The organism is Tardiphaga sp. 37S4, assembly GCF_021044645.1.
Lineage (GTDB): Bacteria > Pseudomonadota > Alphaproteobacteria > Rhizobiales > Xanthobacteraceae > Tardiphaga > Tardiphaga robiniae.
This window is the reverse complement of record NZ_CP088008.1, coordinates 3,423,469-3,438,854: the sequence shown is the minus strand read 5'-3', so window position 1 is coordinate 3,438,854 and position 15,386 is coordinate 3,423,469. Positions and strand designations below refer to the sequence as shown.

Sequence of the window (15,386 nt, the reverse complement as noted above, 5' to 3'; positions counted from 1 at the left end):
CTGTGAGCAAATATTCTTGCTTACCCAGGATGTATCATTTTGGCCGGCTGAACAAGAAGATCGAACTCTGCTGCACTAACAAAACCGAGCCGCAGCGCTTCCTCCTTCAATGTCGTTCCGTTTGCATGAGCAACCTTAGCTACTTTCGCCGCGTTATCGTAACCGATTTTCGGTGCGAGTGCAGTCACGAGCATCAGTGATCGTTCCATCAACTCATGAATTCGTTTTTCATCGGCGCGAATGCCGTTGATGCAGTGCTCTGTGAAGGATCGCGCAACGTCTGCCATCAATTGGATGGACTGCATCATGCAATGGGCCATCACCGGCTTGTAGACATTGAGCTCGAAGTGACCCTGACTGCCGGCCACCGTAATTGCCGTGTGGTTACCGAATACCTGACAGCATACCATTGTCATTGCTTCACATTGTGTCGGATTTACCTTTCCAGGCATGATCGATGAGCCAGGCTCGTTCTCCGGAAGTATCAATTCGCCGAGTCCGGAACGGGGCCCGGATCCGAGCAGCCGGATGTCGTTTGCAATCTTAAATATACTAGTTGCAGCCGAGTTGATCGCACCGTGTGCAAACACATAGGCGTCGTTTGATGCTAGTGCTTCGAATTTGTTCGGTGCAGTGATGAAAGGCAGCTTGGTAATTGTTGCTGCGTGCTTCGCGAACAGCTTCGCAAAACGAGGCTTGGAGTTGAGGCCGGTCCCGACTGCAGTTCCACCTTGGGCGAGCGGATAGAGATCCTTCACGACGCTTCGTAGGCGTTTGATGCCGCTTTCGATCTGTGCGGCATAGCCTGAAAACTCCTGCCCGAGAGTGAGCGGCGTCGCGTCTTGTGTATGTGTACGTCCGATCTTCACGATCTTTGCGAAGGCTTTTTCCTTCTTGCGCAACGCAGCATGTAGTTCGCTTAGTGCGGGGATGAGGTACTCAACAATACCCTGCGTTGCCGCAATGTGCATCGCAGTCGGAAACGAATCGTTGGACGATTGACTCATGTTGACATGGTCATTGGGATGCACTGGCTTCTTCGCGCCGCGTTCACCGCCAAGAAGCTCGTTCGCACGATTGGCAATGACCTCGTTGAGATTCATGTTGGTCTGCGTGCCGGAGCCGGTTTGCCAAACGACCAGTGGGAAGTGATCATCCAGCTTCCCGTCGATGACTTCGCGTGCTGCGCTCACAATGGCCTTTGCAAGCTTGGCCTCGAGAAGTTTGAGTTCGCGATTGGTTTCGGCCGCCGCCAGCTTGACGATGCCGAGCGCGCGAATGATCGGCATAGGCATGCGATCATGGCCGATCTTGAAATTCTGTCGCGACCGTTCCGTTTGGGCTCCCCAATAACGATCCGCTGCGACCTCGATCGGACCGAAGCTGTCGGTTTCGGTGCGGGTGGTGGCGGAGGTCTTCGAGGATTTGGCCATGGGTACGGTCCTTGCGATGCCGCGCTCCCTGCAGAGACTTCTGGCGGGTGCGGCGCATAAGAATGGGGCCGCGCGAACGCGGCCCCGGCACCTTACAACGTCTTGCGATTATTTTTTCCGGAAGCGGTCTAAACGGACGACTTCTGCACCTTCGCCCGATTTTGGCGGTTCTTCCTCTGAAGCAGGCGCGGGCGGAGCCGGAGGGGCGGCGAGAGCAGATGCCGCAGTGGCTGCGGACGACGCACCGGCAGCCGGGGTCTCTACAGCGGTTTCGGTTTCGAACTGCAGGCCGAACTGCACCGAGGGATCGTAGAAACTCTTGATGGCGTTGAACGGCACGACGAGGCGCTCGGGGATGCCGTTAAAGGACAGGCCGACCTCGAAGCGATCTTCGGTGACCACGAGATCCCAGAACTGATGCTGCAGGATCACCGTCATTTCCTCTGGATACTGGGCCAGCAGGCGCGGCGACAGTTTGACGCCGTCGGCCGTTGAAACGAAGGTGATAAAGAAGTGGTGCTCGCCCGGCAGGCCATGCTCGGCAGCGTCGATCAGCACGCGCCGCAGAACGCCACGAAGGGCGTCGCGCGCCAGCACATCGTATCGAATATGATCGGTTGCCATCGGTCGGTCCCGTCGCTTGTCTTGGTCATGGCCATATATGGAGTGAGGGCGAGGCCGGAGGCCGACTCGCGTCACATACTGTTCTATCTATTCTATCCCGGTCTTGACCCGAGGTCAGCAGCCGGAAAAGCTGGCGCCCTCTATATATGACGCAAATTGGACGCGATACAGCCGGGCGGTCATTTCAACCGCCGATTGGCGTGGAAACAGGCAAAAATCGATTGGCCCGATGGGCGGATGGCCCTAGTTCTGGACCATGCGCCCAAGTTCACGTCAGGCTGACGCCCCCATTGCGGAACTCGCGTCGGCATCGCCGCCGGGACTGCTGACGCTATTCCTTGCCTTTGCAAAGATGTCCCTGGCCGGTTTCGGTGGCGTTCTGGTTTGGGCGCGCCGGGCGATCGTCGAGCAGCACGGCTGGATGACGCCCGAGGAATTCAACGAGACTTTCGCACTTTGCCATTTCTTGCCGGGGCCGAATATCGTCAATCTGTCGGTGGTGTTCGGGGCGCGGTTTCGCGGTGTGCCTGGCGCCATTGCAGCCTTTGCGGGATTGCTGGGGCCGCCCGTGGTCATCGTGACCATTCTGGCGATCCTGTATGCACGCTTTGGGGATATCGAAGCGCTGCGGCGCACACTGGCCGGCGTCTCATGCGCTGCCGTTGGACTGCTGTTCGCGGTAATTTTCCGAATGATGCTGCCTCTTCTGAAGAAGCGTGAGCCGGTCAGCTTGGCGCTCCTGATCGCCGTTTTCGTCGCCGTTGGCGTGATGCGATGGCCATTGCCGACGGTTCTTCTGGTATCGATTCCCGTCAGTATCGGCCTGACCATGTTGATGCGACGGCGGGCGGCAGCATGAACGACGCCACTCCCGGATCGCTTGTCACGCTGGCCTGGTCGTTCGGGCTGATGTCGCTTTTTGCCGTGGGCGGCGCCAATTCGGCCATTCCCGAAATTCATCGGCTCGCGGTCGATGTCAACCACTGGATGTCCGACAAGCAGTTCGCGGATGTGTTTGCGATCTCGCAGCTGTCGCCGGGGCCGAACGTTCTCATTGTGACGCTGATCGGCTATCAGGTCGCCGGCATCCTCGGTGCGATGGTTGCAACACTGGCCATGTGCGGGCCGACGGCCGTGTTTGCTTATTTTGTCAGCCAATTGCTTGCGCGGTCGGGCCACGCGCAATGGCCGGGAATCGTACAGGCCGCGCTGGTCCCCTTATCGATAGGTCTCATGAGCGCGAGCGGGTTGGTTCTGCTGTTCGCTTCTGACACCACCTGGACGGCGTTTCTGGTAACGGGGAGCGCCGCCGTTTTGGCGTTTGCCACGCGGCTTAACCCGCTATGGTTGTTAGTTGCCGGGGGCCTTCTTGGTTTCGCTGGCGTTCTCTGACGAAAATCGCTAGCAAGCTTGACCACGGAGCCGTTGGGCGGTCTCCGAACGATGTTGTTTGGGCTAAATGCTCGTGACAGGGGAACGTACCAATGAGTGATGCGCCGAGCCATGCGCCGGAGAAATCCATCTTACCGAGCTGGGTCAAAGGCCCTCAAGACTTTATCGGCGGCCTTGCTTTGGTGGCGATTGCTGCATTTGCTCTGTGGGCATCCAGCGATCTGCAGGGCATGCATGGCTTCTCGTTCGGAGCAGGTACCGCGCCGCGGATGTTCGGCATTCTGCTGCTGGGTCTTGGTGCAGCCGTAACCGTTGTCGGCATTTTCACAGAAGGCCCCGGGCTCTCCAAGTTCCACTGGCGCGGTCCGTTTTTTGTGGCGCTGGCCATTCTGGTTTTCGCGGTCGGCATTCGTCCGATGGGCATGATCTTCGCGGCGATGTCGAGTTTTCTGATTGCTGCGCTCGGCACGCCCGAGACGCGTTGGAAAGAAACGATCATCGTTGGCGCCTGCCTCACGGGCTTCTGCGCCTTGCTGTTCCCGTATGCGCTTGGTCTGCCGTTGCAGATGTGGCCGACATTTCTGATCCGCTAAGAACGAGGGCGTCATGGGTGATCTTTTTTCGAATCTCGGTCTTGGCTTCAGCACCGTCTTCCAGTTCGTGCAGTGGACGCCGGCGTTCCTCGGCGGAATGTCGATCCCGCTTCCGATCAATATTCTTCTCTGTCTGATCGGTGCGCTGGTCGGTACGCTGGTCGGCGTTCTGCCGGGCATCGGTACCATTGCCACCGTGGCGATGTTGCTGCCGATCACGTTCGGTCTGCCGCCGGTCGGCGCGCTGATCATGCTCGCCGGCATCTATTACGGTGCGCAATATGGCGGTTCGACCACGTCGATCCTGGTCAATATTCCGGGTGAAGCAGGTTCGGTCGTAACTGCGCTCGACGGCTTCCAGATGGCGAAGCAGGGCCGTGCCGGTCCGGCGCTCGCGATTGCAGCAATCGGCTCGTTCTTTGCGGGTTGCGTTGCGACGGTCCTTATCGCTGTGCTCGGCGCGCCGCTCACCAAGCTCGCGCTTGCGTTCGGTCCTGCAGAATACTTCTCGCTGATGGTGCTCGGCCTGATCTTTGCCGTGGTGCTCGCCAAGGGCTCGGTTCTGAAGGCGATCGCGATGATCGTGTTCGGTCTGCTGCTGTCCATGGTTGGTTCCGACATCGAAACCGGCGCGTCGCGCATGTCGTTCAACATCCCTGAACTCGCTGACGGCCTGGGTTTTGCTACGGTCGCCATGGGTCTGTTCGGCTTTGCGGAAATCATCCGCAACCTGGATGCGGGCGGCGAGGAAGATCGCCAGCTCGTGCAGCAGAAGGTCACGGGCCTGATGCCGACCAAGAAGGATTTGAAGGACTCTGCGCCTGCAATTCTGCGCGGCACCGTGCTCGGCTCCATTCTCGGCATTCTGCCGGGCGGCGGCGCGGTCATCGCATCCTTCGCGGCCTATACGCTTGAGAAGAAGCTGTCGAAGGATCCGAAGCGTTTCGGTCGTGGAGCGATCGAAGGCGTTGCAGCGCCGGAAAGCGCCAACAACGCTGCAGCGCAAACCTCGTTCATCCCGCTGCTCACCCTCGGCATTCCGCCGAACGCCGTGATGGCGCTGATGGTCGGCGCGATGACCATCCACGGCATCGTGCCGGGTCCGCAGGTGATGCAGAAGCAGCCGGAACTCGTCTGGGGCATGATCGCCTCGATGTGGATCGGCAACCTGATGCTGCTCGTCATCAACCTGCCGATGGTCGGCATCTGGGTTCGGCTGCTTCGTGTGCCGTATCGCCTGATGTTCCCGTCAATCGTGGTGTTCTGCAGCATCGGCATCTATTCGGTGAACAACGCACCGATGGATGTGGTGCTCGCAGGCGTGTTCGGTTTGCTCGGCTACTGGCTGATCAAGCATGACTTCGAACCGGCGCCGCTGCTGCTCGGCATGGTGCTTGGTCCGCTGATGGAAGAGAACCTGCGTCGTGCACTGCTGATCTCGCGCGGCGATGCGACGGTGTTTTTCACCCGTCCGTTGTCGGCCACCCTGATGGCAATCTCGGCGTTCCTGCTGATCCTCGCTGTGCTTCCCGCACTGCGAAAGAAGCGCGACGAAGTCTTCGTCGAATCCGAGAGCTGACGAATCTATCCACGCATCTGCGTCGTTACGCCACGGCCCGAAGTCGAATAGACTTCGGGCCTTTGCTTGTATTCAGTCCCGCGACTGTCGTTATTTTCGCGGCAAAAACATTTTCGGAGGAAACCAAATGAAACTGTTCAATCGCAGAGTTGCGATCAGTGGCCTGGCGGCCGTCGCCGGCTTCGGCGCACTGGCAACCACTGTTCAGGCGCAGGAATACCCGACGCGCAACATCACCATGATCGTGCCGTTCGCGGCCGGTGGCCCCACCGACGTCATCGCGCGCATCGTCGCCGCGGACATGTCGAAGACGCTCGGCCAGCAGATCATCATCGAGAACGTCGTCGGCGCTGGCGGCACGACCGGCGCGACGCGTGCAGCGCGCGCGGCCAATGACGGCTACACGATCATCACCGGCCACATGGGCACCCATGCTGCGGCGGTGCCGCTGTATCCGAAGCTCGCTTATCACCCCGAGAAGGATTTCGAGCCTGTCGCGCTGCTGGCCGGCACGCCAATTCTGATCCTGGCGAGGAAGGATTTCGCGCCGAAGGATCTCAAGGAATTCGTCACCTATGTGAAGGCCAACAGCGACAAGTTGAACATGGCCCATGCCGGCGTCGGTTCTGTGTCGTATTCGTCCTGCGAATTGCTGAGCTCGGTTCTGGATATCAAGCCGACCGGCGTGCCGTTCAATGGCACCGGTCCGGCGATGAACGCGCTGGTCGGTGGTCAGGTCGATTATATGTGCGACCAGATCGTCAACGCGGTTCCGCAGATCAAGGGCGGCACCATCAAGGCCTATGCCATCGCGACGCCCGATCGTAACCCGTCGCTGCCGGACGTCCCGACCACCACCGAAGCCGGGCTGCCGAAGTATCAGGCCTCGGCCTGGAACGCGATCTTCGCGCCCAAGGGCACGCCTGCCGCGATCACTGCCAAGCTGAACGCCGCGGCCGCCAAGGCGCTCGACGACGAAAACGTCAAGAAGCGTCTGCTCGATCTCGGTTCGGACATTCCGAAGCCGGAAGCCCGCACCCAGGCTGCGCTCGGTTCGCTGGTGAAGAGCGAAGTCGAGAAGTGGTCGGCGGTATTGAAGCCCGCGATGTGATCGGAACCGGCTAACCGGTTGATTTCAAGGGCTGGATCCCCAGGGATCCAGCCCTTGCCGTTTGCGGGGCAGGGACACACTTTTTCGGGTATAATCCGGGAATCGGCGTGTCCGACCACCGGACGAGGCGATAAGTTCGCCCGCTCACAAGCCCGCAAGATCGACCATGAACCAGTATCACGACCTGCTAGAGCGAATCCTGAGCGACGGTGCCGAGAAGCACGACCGCACCGGCACAGGCACGCTGTCGGTGTTCGGCCATCAGATGCGCTTCAAGCTCAGTGATGGCTTCCCCGTCCTGACCACCAAGAAGCTGTCGCTCAAGGCGATCATCCACGAGCTGCTGTGGTTTTTGGCAGGCGATACCAATATCAAATATCTCAAGGACCACGGCGTCTCGATCTGGGATGAATGGGCAGACGCCAATGGTGATCTCGGTCCGGTCTATGGATCGCAGTGGCGCTCGTGGCCTACGGCGGACGGACGCAGCATCGACCAGATCGCCAATGTGGTCGACATGATCAAGCGCAATCCGGACTCGCGCCGGCTGATCGTGACGGCATGGAATCCCGCCGAGATCGACAAGATGGCGCTGCCGCCGTGCCATTGCTTGTTCCAGTTCTACGTCGCCAACGGCAAGCTGTCCTGCCAGCTCTATCAGCGCTCGGCAGATGTTTTCTTGGGCGTGCCGTTCAACATCGCGTCCTACGCACTGCTGACGATGATGATCGCGCAGGTCACGGGTCTCAAGGCTGGTGACTTCATCCATACGCTCGGCGATGCGCATCTCTATTCCAACCATCTGGAGCAGGCGCGGCTGCAGTTGACGCGGCCGACGCGTACGCTGCCGGTGATGAAGATCAATCCGGACGTGAGGGACATCTTCGCGTTCCGCTACGAGGACTTCACCCTCGAAGGTTACGACCCGCATCCGCACATCAAGGCCGAGGTCGCGGTTTGACCGCAGCGACACCCGTTCCTCAGATCGTCCTCATCTACGCCGTAGCCGAGAACGGCGTGATCGGGCAGGGCAACGCCATGCCATGGCGGCTGAAGTCGGACATGCAGCGGCTCAAGGCGCTGACCATCGGCAAGCCGATCGTGATGGGGCGCAAGACGTTCGAGTCGTTTCCGAAGCGACCGCTGCCGGGCCGCACCAATATCGTCATCACGCGCAATGCCGACTATCAGGCCGCGGGAGCCGTCGTCACCACGTCGCTTGCCGATGCGCGCGCGGTGGCGACTGGCGATGCGCTGCGGCGTTTGGTCACTGAGATTGCCGTGATCGGCGGCGCCGAGATCTATGCCCAATGGATGGGGATCGCCGACCGTCTCGAAGTGACCGAAGTTCACGCGCAGCCGACCGGCGATACCTTTATGCCGCCGGTCGATCTCACTGTGTGGGAAGAAGTTGCGCGCGTCAGGAATGCGGCGGCGGGCGAGGACAGCGTCGATTTCTCCTATGTGACATATTGCCGGAGAGCGGCTCGTTAACCGCGTTTTCCGCCCGTTAACATTGACTTTTGCGGCCTCGGGCATAGCTCCAACGATCAAGAACCCCGCGTTGTAAGAGCTGGGGTCGTCCCCTATAAAGCCATGCAGACGTGGCGAGACCGGTATGTCCGGCCGCGCAGAGGAGAGTGTTGAATGCCGTGGAAGAATCAAGGCGGAGGCCCATGGGGCTCTGGTCCGAAGGGACCCTGGGGTTCTGGTCCGCAATCGTCCGGACCGAGGCCGCCTGATCTTGAGGATCTGCTGCGCAAGGGGCAGGACCGTCTGCAGTCGATGCTGCCCGGCGGCTTCGTCAGCGGCATGGGCATCGCGCTCGTGCTCGCCGTGGCGCTCGTGATCTGGGGTCTGTCCGGTTTCTTCCGCGTGCAGTCCGAAGAGCTCGGTGTCGTGCTGCGCTTCGGCAAGCATGTCCGCACCGTGCAGCCCGGCCTGAACTATCATCTGCCTTATCCGATCGAGACCGTGCTTTTGCCGAAGGCGCTACGCGTATCGACGCTGTCGGTCGGCATGTCGATCCTGGAAGACACCGGTCGCCGTGGCCGCACCATTCGCGATGTGCCGGAAGAGAGCCTGATGCTGACCGGCGACGAGAACATCGTCGATGTCGACTTCACCGTGTTGTGGCGCATCAAGCCCGACGGTGTCGGCAACTTCCTGTTCAACATCCAGAACCCCGAAGGCACCGTGAAAGCGGTCGCCGAAAGCGTGATGCGTGAAGTGGTTGGCCGCGCCAACATTCAGCCGATCCTCACCGGCGCACGCACCACCACCGAAACCCAGGTGCAGGAACTGATGCAGAAGACGCTCGACGGCTATAGCGCCGGCGTCCTGATCCAGCAGGTCCAGCTGCAGAAGGTCGATCCGCCGGCACAGGTGATCGACGCATTCCGTGACGTGCAGGCGGCACAGGCCGACGCCCAGCGTTTGCAGAACGAAGCCCAGACCTACACCAACCGCGTCGTTCCCGATGCGCGCGGTCGCGCTGCGCAGATCCTGCAGGTCGCCGAAGGCTATCGCGAACAGGCGATCGCCGAAGCCAAGGGCCAGAGCGCGCGCTTCCTGAAGGTCTACGACGAGTACAAAAAGGCGCCTGACGTAACCCGTCAGCGTATCTATCTCGAAACCATGGAGCGGATCTTCGGCGGTGCCGAGAAGCTGGTCTATGACGGCGGCCAGGGCGCCGGTGCTTCGCAAGGCGTCGTGCCTTACCTTCCCTTGAATGAACTGACGCCGCGGCGTCAGCCTCCGGCGCCATCTGGTCAGCCTCAGCAGAGCGGGAGCACCCGATGAAAACCGGTATCTCAGGTATCGTTGCACTAATTGTAGTGCTGGTGCTGGTCATCGTGGGCTTCGGCTCGATCTATACGGTGCGCCAGACTGAACAGGCCCTCGTGGTGCGACTCGGCGAGCCCGTCCGCGTGGTCACCGAGCCCGGTCTGAACTTCAAGATCCCGTTCATCGACAGCGTGATCTCGATCGACAAGCGTATCCTCGATCTGGAAAACCCGGCTCAGGAAATCATCGCCAATGACCAGCGTCGTCTGGTGGTCGATGCCTTCGCTCGCTACAAGATCAAGAATGCCCTGCGCTTCTACCAGAGCATCGGCTCGATCCAGGCGGCCAACATCCAGCTCACCACGCTGCTCAACGCGGCCATGCGCCGTGTGCTCGGCGAGGTCACCTTCATCCAGATCGTGCGCGACGAGCGTGAGAACCTGATGAACAAGATCCGCGAGCAACTCGACAAGGAAGCCGACGGTTACGGCATCTCCGTCGTGGACGTTCGTATCCGCCGCGCCGATCTGCCGGAGGCGAACAGCCAGGCGGTGTATCAGCGGATGCAGACCGAGCGTCAGCGGGAAGCTGCTGAATTCCGCGCCGGCGGTGGCCAGAAGGCGCAGGAGATTCGCTCCAAGGCCGATCGTGAAGCAACGGTCATCATCGCTGATGCGAACTCGACGGCTGAACAAACCCGCGGTGCGGGCGACGGCGAGCGCAACCGTCTGTTTGCCGAATCCTACGGCCAGGATCCGGAGTTCTTCGCGTTCTACCGCTCGATGACGGCTTACGAGAACGGATTGAAGAGCAACGACACCCGCTTCCTGCTGCGGCCGGATTCGGAGTTCTTCCGCTTCTTCGCCAATCCGTCGGGAAAGCCCCCCGCGGCAAAGCCGCAGTAACGGCGTCACTGGTTAAGCTTACGCGGATACCTGTTTTGCGTTCGCTGCCACTCTGATCTAAAGGATGAGGCGCGCCATCGTGGCGCGCCTCATTTGTTTTCAGAAAAGCGCCAAGAAAACTGCCAAGAAACTGTGGCCAGGGTGCGAAGGTTCGGGAGTTGACGTCAGATGAGGTCCATAGCGTTTGCCGACTTCCTCATCGGCATCGGAATCCTGTTCGTATTCGAAGGCATCCTGTTCCTGGCATTTCCCGGATGGATGCGCCGCGCGATGAAGAGCGCGCTGCAAAGCCCTGACAACATCCTGCGCATTGCCGGTCTGGTCTCGGCCGTCGGCGGCCTGATCCTGATCTGGGCGATCCGGCGCTAGCGGCGGCTCATAATCTCTCCGGGCGTCCGAAAAAGCTCTTCCGGATCAACGCGATCGTGCACGTTTACGTCCGCATTCCGCCGCAATCCACGTCCCAGATGGGCCAGTCGGATGGCCCGCGCGAAGGCTTGCGCGATGTCGCCGTTCGGGCGCACTCTCAACCAAATTTGCCGACTCTCTTTTGGAGACGTTTCCGACATGTCCATCGCTCATCCCTCTCTGAGCTCCGTTTCGCGCCGCGCATCGTATAGTGGCCTGCGTCCGCTGCTGACGGCGCTTTGTTTTGGCGCCGCGGTCGCCACATTTTCCGCACCGGCCTCGGCCCGCGGACCGGATGGCATCGCCGACGTTGCCGAGAAGGTGATCGATTCCGTGGTCAATATCTCGACCACCTCGACCGTCGAGGCGAAGAACAGCGACAAGGGGGAGGGCGGTGGCCGCGGGGCGATGCCGCAACTGCCGCCAGGCTCGCCGTTCGAGGAGTTCTTCGATGACTTCTTCAAGAACCGCGGCGGGCGCCCCGGCGGCGACAAGAATGGCGGCCTGCAGCCGCGCAAGACCAATTCGCTGGGCTCCGGTTTCATCATCGACACCTCGGGCGTCGTGGTCACGAACAACCATGTCATCGATGGTGCCGACGAGATCACCGTCATCATGAATGACGGCACCAAGATCAAGGCGGAGCTGGTCGGCGTCGACAAGAAGACCGATCTGGCGGTGCTGAAGTTCACACCGGTGAAGCCGGTGGTTGCCGTGAAGTTCGGCGACAGTGAAAAGCTGCGGCTTGGCGAGTGGGTGATCGCCATCGGCAATCCGTTTTCGCTCGGTGGCAGCGTCACTGCGGGCATCGTCTCGGCGCGTAACCGCGAGATCAGCAACAACAGCCCCTATGACAGCTACATCCAGACCGACGCCTCGATCAATCGCGGCAATTCGGGCGGTCCGCTGTTCAACCTCGAGGGCGAAGTGGTCGGCGTGAATACGCTGATCATCTCGCCCACCGGCGGCTCCATCGGCCTCGGCTTCGCCGTGCCGTCGAAGACCGTGGTCGGCGTCATCGAGCAGCTGCGCGAATACAAGGAAGTCCGCCGCGGCTGGCTCGGCGTGCGCATCCAGCCGGTGACGGACGAGATTGCCGAGAGCCTGAACATCAAGCCGGCGCGCGGCGCACTGATCGCCGGCGTCGACGACAAGGGCCCGGCCAAGCCTGCCGGCCTCGAGCCCGGCGATGTGGTGATCAAGTTCGACGGTCGTGACGTCAAGGAGCCGAAGGACCTGTCGCGCATCGTTGCCGGCACCGCCGTCGGCAAGGCGGTCAATGTGCTGATCATTCGCAAGGGCAAGGAAGAGACCAAGCAGGTCACCCTCGGCCGTCTCGAGGATGACAAGCCGGTGCAGGCCTCGATCAAGGCCACGCCGGAAGCCGAGAAGCCGGCGACGCAGAAGGCGCTGGGCCTCGACCTCACCGGCCTCAGCAAGGATCTGCGCACCAAGTACAAGATCAAGGACAGCGTGAAGGGCGTCATCGTGACCGGCGTCGATGCCGGCTCCGACGCCGCCGAGAAGCGCCTGGCCGCCGGCGACGTCATCGTCGAGGTCGCGCAGGAAGCGGTCACCAATGCTGCCGACGTCAAGAAGCGCGTCGATGCCTTGAAGAAGGACGGCAAGAAGTCGGTGCTGCTGCTGGTGTCGAATGCCGAAGGCGAGCTGCGCTTCGTTGCGCTGAGCGTGCAGTAGGGGCGCTTTCTTCTCCCTCCCTCAAGCGCGGCGAAGCCGCGCGCAGCGGGGAGGGTGGCGCGTTTGAGAGCGAAGCGAACAAACGTGACGGGTGGGGCGCCCCACGTGAGGGCGTCGCTCGTGGCACCCCCACCCCGGCCTCCACTTCGTCGATGCTGCGCATCGCCTCGTTCGGCCGACCCGCCCCACCTAGCGAAGCTTCGCTTCGCGCGGGGGGAGGGATACTTCTGGCGCCACCGCGCCATCGCAGATGTGAATGTCAAACAGCCACTGCTCTTCGGACATGCGTCATCGCCCCCATTGTTTGCGGCGCGGGGGCGCCGTCGTAGTTTGCATTCCCGCCCTCTTGCGAGAGGGCGTGCGGAACGCCGGGTGCCCGTTGCACCCTTGGGCCTGATGCGATGCGGTCTTCCGCAATTGAGTGTGCATCAGGACTTTCGGAGGCGCCGAGCAAGTGCCCGGCGTTCCGCATACGGTGTTTTTTCGGTTGCCTGCACATCTGCCATGGCGAACGGTCCCATCACCAAAATTAATGTCCCAGGGCGGAGGGACAGGGTAGCCGCAAAGCACTTGGCCGAACGCGTTTTGACTTGGTCGTCCGTCACACTGTCCAGGGAGTCTTTCCATCCCAACGCCGGCCGTCTCCTTGCCAGTGGCAGTGCTGGCGCAGATCCGTCCTGCCCGAAGACAGACGTCCCCCCCAAACCGCGTGACGCCGCATCTCCGGCGTCCACCGCATCCTGCCCCGCGAACGTGACGATCACGATCGCCCCTCTCGGTGGGCAGGACGATGGGGAATATAATCAAGGAAGGGATATTGTCAACGGGAGATAGGAAAAAATGTTTGGCGCGGTCTTGCCGCCCACGCTGTCATTCCGGGGCGGCTGCGCGCCTTCGCGCAGGCGAACCCGGAATCCCGACATGTTTGCGCTGAACATGTCGAGATTCCCCGCCACTCCAATTGGAGTGGCTGAGGTTCGCACTACGCGGCTGCGCCGCTTTCATGCGCCCCGGAATGACGAGTACTGTTCAGCTCACAAACTCGCTGCGTTTGTAGCCCTGTGCATAGAGCAGCGCCGTGAGATCGCCGTGATCGATCCGCGCTGCTGCGGCAGCTGCCACCGCAGGCTTGGCGTGATACGCAACGCCGAGGCCGGCATCCTGGATCATCGCGAGATCGTTGGCGCCGTCGCCGACGGCCATGGTGTCGAGATTGTCGAGATCGAAGGACTCGCGCAGCTCCACGAGTGTGGCGAGTTTCGCGGCCTTGCCGAGGATCGGCTCGGCCACCGTGCCGGTCAGCTTGCCATCCGCGACATGCAACACGTTGGCGCGGTTTTCCTGGAAGCCAACGAGTTCGGCGACCTTGGCTGTGAACAGCGTGAAGCCGCCGGAGACGAGGCAGGTATAGGCGCCATTGGCGCGCATGGTCTGCACCAGCTCGCGGCCGCCCGGCGTCAGCGTGATGCGCTCGGCCAGCACTTGGTCGACGACGCCGACCTTGAGATCCTTGAGCAGCGCGACACGCTCGCGCAGCGCCGGTTCGAATTCGATCTCGCCGCGCATGGCGCGCTCGGTGATCGCAGCCACATGGGCCTTGAGGCCGGCGAAGTCAGCGAGCTCGTCGATACATTCCTGGCCGATCATGGTGGAATCCATGTCGGCGAGAAAAAGCTTCTTGCGCCGGTCGCTGACAGGCTGCACGACAACGTCGATCGGCATGTCGCCGCGGGCAGCACGGAGGCGGTCGCCGAGCGCGAGCATGTTGTGGTCGCTGGCAAACATGATATCTGCGGCGACACCGTCGCTCAGCCAGTGCGTCTCGGTGTCGCCCGGCAGAAGTGCGCGCAGACCGTCGACCACCGTGCTATCGAGAGCGGGATTGGCGGGATTGCAGATCAGGGTCGCGACGAGAGACATGACGTGAGTTCCAGTCCGGACAACAGAGCGCTGCTTATCGCAGGGCCGACCGCCAGCGGCAAGTCGGCGCTGGCGCTGGCCGTGGCGCGCGCGCAGAACGGCGTGGTCATCAATACCGACAGCATGCAGGTCTATCGCGACCTGCGCGTGCTGACGGCGCGGCCGACGGTCGAGGAAGAAGCGCAGGCGTCGCACCGGCTCTATGGCTCCGTCGATGCCGCGGTGAATTTCTCCGCCGGCGCCTGGGTCGAGGAGGCGGCGCGGGTGCTTGCCGAGGTCCGGACGCAAGGCAAACTGCCGATCTTCATCGGCGGCTCCGGACTATACTTCAAGGCGCTGACGCGCGGGCTCTCGGCCGTACCGCCCGTCGCCGCCGAGGTGCGCGACGATGTCCGCGCGCGTCTGGAAAGGGATGGGCCGGAGGCGCTGCATGCGCAGCTCGCTTTGGTTGATCCGGTCTCCGCCGCGCGGCTCAATCTGCGCGACCGCACGCGCATCGCCCGCGCGCTGGAAGTCGTGGAGGCGACGGGACGTTCGCTGACCGACTGGCACAGCGAGGGCCTGCCGCCGCTGCTGCCGCCGGAGGGCGTCACCGCGCTGTTTCTGGCGCCAGACCGCGACGAGCTCTATGCGCGGATCGATGCGCGGTTCGGGCGAATGCTGGACGAGGGAGCGCTGGACGAAGTCGCGGCACTGGCTGCGCGCGGTCTAGACCCGCTGCTGCCGGCGATGAAGGCTCATGGCGTGCCGGCGCTGATCCGGCATATCCGCGGCGAGATCTCGCGCGAGGAGGCCGCGGAGATCGGCCGCGCCGATACGCGGCACTACGCCAAGCGGCAGTTCACGTGGTTTCGGCATCAACTGCCGGAGTTCGCGTGGGTGACGGTGGAGGAGGCGGGGACGAGCTTGGCCAGAGCTCTTGTCAGTTGACCCATA

At 61.8% G+C, this 15,386-nt stretch carries 15 protein-coding genes; 12 read left to right on the top strand and 3 right to left on the bottom strand.

Features of this window, described 5'->3' with window-relative positions; all coding sequences use genetic code 11:
* Window positions 1–20: 20 nt before the first annotated feature.
* Window positions 21–1,433, bottom strand: a complete 1,413-nt coding sequence (gene fumC, locus LPB73_RS16450; RefSeq protein ID WP_231077558.1) for a class II fumarate hydratase — start codon at window positions 1,431–1,433, stop codon at window positions 21–23.
* 108 nt (window positions 1,434–1,541) lie between these two features.
* Window positions 1,542–2,057, bottom strand: coding sequence for an SspB family protein (locus LPB73_RS16445; protein WP_089268256.1), 516 nt, complete (start codon window positions 2,055–2,057; stop codon window positions 1,542–1,544).
* 256 nt (window positions 2,058–2,313) lie between these two features.
* On the opposite strand from LPB73_RS16445, the gene LPB73_RS16440 reads away from it, so the two are divergent.
* The 11 genes from LPB73_RS16440 (at window position 2,314) to LPB73_RS16390 (ending at window position 12,530) form a co-directional block, all read left to right on the top strand.
* Entirely contained in the window at window positions 2,314–2,916 is a 603-nt protein-coding gene (locus LPB73_RS16440; RefSeq protein WP_231077557.1) for a chromate transporter, read from the top strand.
* A complete protein-coding gene (locus LPB73_RS16435; protein WP_120289067.1) occupies window positions 2,913–3,449 on the top strand; it encodes a chromate transporter in 537 nt (178 codons plus the stop codon). The genes LPB73_RS16440 and LPB73_RS16435 overlap by 4 nt, the downstream gene beginning before the upstream one ends.
* A gap of 92 nt (window positions 3,450–3,541) precedes the next feature.
* Window positions 3,542–4,042, top strand: a complete 501-nt coding sequence (locus LPB73_RS16430) for a tripartite tricarboxylate transporter TctB family protein (RefSeq protein ID WP_089268259.1) — start codon at window positions 3,542–3,544, stop codon at window positions 4,040–4,042.
* A 13-nt stretch (window positions 4,043–4,055) separates the two neighbouring features.
* Window positions 4,056–5,621 (top strand): tripartite tricarboxylate transporter permease, encoded by a 1,566-nt coding sequence (locus LPB73_RS16425; RefSeq protein ID WP_170849787.1) that lies wholly within the window; start codon window positions 4,056–4,058, stop codon window positions 5,619–5,621.
* Window positions 5,622–5,748: 127 nt separating this feature from the next.
* Window positions 5,749–6,732: a tripartite tricarboxylate transporter substrate-binding protein gene (locus LPB73_RS16420; RefSeq protein WP_231077556.1), complete on the top strand. Its 984-nt coding sequence runs from the start codon at window positions 5,749–5,751 to the stop codon at window positions 6,730–6,732.
* 166 nt (window positions 6,733–6,898) lie between these two features.
* Entirely contained in the window at window positions 6,899–7,693 is a 795-nt protein-coding gene (locus tag LPB73_RS16415; protein WP_231077555.1) for a thymidylate synthase, read from the top strand.
* Entirely contained in the window at window positions 7,690–8,226 is a 537-nt protein-coding gene (locus LPB73_RS16410) for a dihydrofolate reductase (RefSeq protein WP_256461196.1), read from the top strand. The genes LPB73_RS16415 and LPB73_RS16410 overlap by 4 nt, the downstream gene beginning before the upstream one ends.
* A 153-nt stretch (window positions 8,227–8,379) precedes the next feature.
* Window positions 8,380–9,534 carry an FtsH protease activity modulator HflK gene (gene hflK / locus LPB73_RS16405; protein WP_089268263.1) on the top strand — a complete coding sequence of 385 codons (1,155 nt, stop codon included), beginning with the start codon at window positions 8,380–8,382 and terminating at the stop codon, window positions 9,532–9,534.
* Window positions 9,531–10,424 carry a protease modulator HflC gene (hflC, locus tag LPB73_RS16400; protein ID WP_089268264.1) on the top strand — a complete coding sequence of 298 codons (894 nt, stop codon included), beginning with the start codon at window positions 9,531–9,533 and terminating at the stop codon, window positions 10,422–10,424. The genes hflK and hflC overlap by 4 nt, the downstream gene beginning before the upstream one ends.
* A gap of 168 nt (window positions 10,425–10,592) precedes the next feature.
* Window positions 10,593–10,793, top strand: a complete 201-nt coding sequence (locus tag LPB73_RS16395) for a DUF2065 domain-containing protein (RefSeq protein WP_068734021.1) — start codon at window positions 10,593–10,595, stop codon at window positions 10,791–10,793.
* 198 nt (window positions 10,794–10,991) lie between these two features.
* Entirely contained in the window at window positions 10,992–12,530 is a 1,539-nt protein-coding gene (locus tag LPB73_RS16390) for a Do family serine endopeptidase (protein ID WP_120289070.1), read from the top strand.
* Window positions 12,531–13,559: 1,029 nt separating this feature from the next.
* Here the strand turns inward: LPB73_RS16390 and serB are convergent.
* Window positions 13,560–14,450, bottom strand: coding sequence for a phosphoserine phosphatase SerB (gene serB / locus LPB73_RS16385; RefSeq protein WP_231077554.1), 891 nt, complete (start codon window positions 14,448–14,450; stop codon window positions 13,560–13,562).
* Window positions 14,451–14,453: 3 nt separating this feature from the next.
* On the opposite strand from serB, the gene miaA reads away from it, so the two are divergent.
* Entirely contained in the window at window positions 14,454–15,380 is a 927-nt protein-coding gene (miaA, locus tag LPB73_RS16380) for a tRNA (adenosine(37)-N6)-dimethylallyltransferase MiaA (RefSeq protein ID WP_231077553.1), read from the top strand.
* Window positions 15,381–15,386: the final 6 nt, after the last annotated feature.

Bases quoted from the DNA above. Each gene is read 5' to 3' on its own strand.
- fumC (WP_231077558.1), bottom strand. From the start codon at position 1,433: ATGGCCAAATCCTCGAAGACCTCCGCCACCACCCGCACCGAAACCGAC.
- LPB73_RS16445 (WP_089268256.1), bottom strand. From the start codon at position 2,057: ATGGCAACCGATCATATTCGATACGATGTGCTGGCGCGCGACGCCCTT.
- LPB73_RS16440 (WP_231077557.1), top strand. From the start codon at position 2,314: ATGCGCCCAAGTTCACGTCAGGCTGACGCCCCCATTGCGGAACTCGCG.
- LPB73_RS16435 (WP_120289067.1), top strand. From the start codon at position 2,913: ATGAACGACGCCACTCCCGGATCGCTTGTCACGCTGGCCTGGTCGTTC.
- LPB73_RS16430 (WP_089268259.1), top strand. From the start codon at position 3,542: ATGAGTGATGCGCCGAGCCATGCGCCGGAGAAATCCATCTTACCGAGC.
- LPB73_RS16425 (WP_170849787.1), top strand. From the start codon at position 4,056: ATGGGTGATCTTTTTTCGAATCTCGGTCTTGGCTTCAGCACCGTCTTC.
- LPB73_RS16420 (WP_231077556.1), top strand. From the start codon at position 5,749: ATGAAACTGTTCAATCGCAGAGTTGCGATCAGTGGCCTGGCGGCCGTC.
- LPB73_RS16415 (WP_231077555.1), top strand. From the start codon at position 6,899: ATGAACCAGTATCACGACCTGCTAGAGCGAATCCTGAGCGACGGTGCC.
- hflK (WP_089268263.1), top strand. From the start codon at position 8,380: ATGCCGTGGAAGAATCAAGGCGGAGGCCCATGGGGCTCTGGTCCGAAG.
- hflC (WP_089268264.1), top strand. From the start codon at position 9,531: ATGAAAACCGGTATCTCAGGTATCGTTGCACTAATTGTAGTGCTGGTG.
- LPB73_RS16395 (WP_068734021.1), top strand. From the start codon at position 10,593: ATGAGGTCCATAGCGTTTGCCGACTTCCTCATCGGCATCGGAATCCTG.
- LPB73_RS16390 (WP_120289070.1), top strand. From the start codon at position 10,992: ATGTCCATCGCTCATCCCTCTCTGAGCTCCGTTTCGCGCCGCGCATCG.
- serB (WP_231077554.1), bottom strand. From the start codon at position 14,450: ATGTCTCTCGTCGCGACCCTGATCTGCAATCCCGCCAATCCCGCTCTC.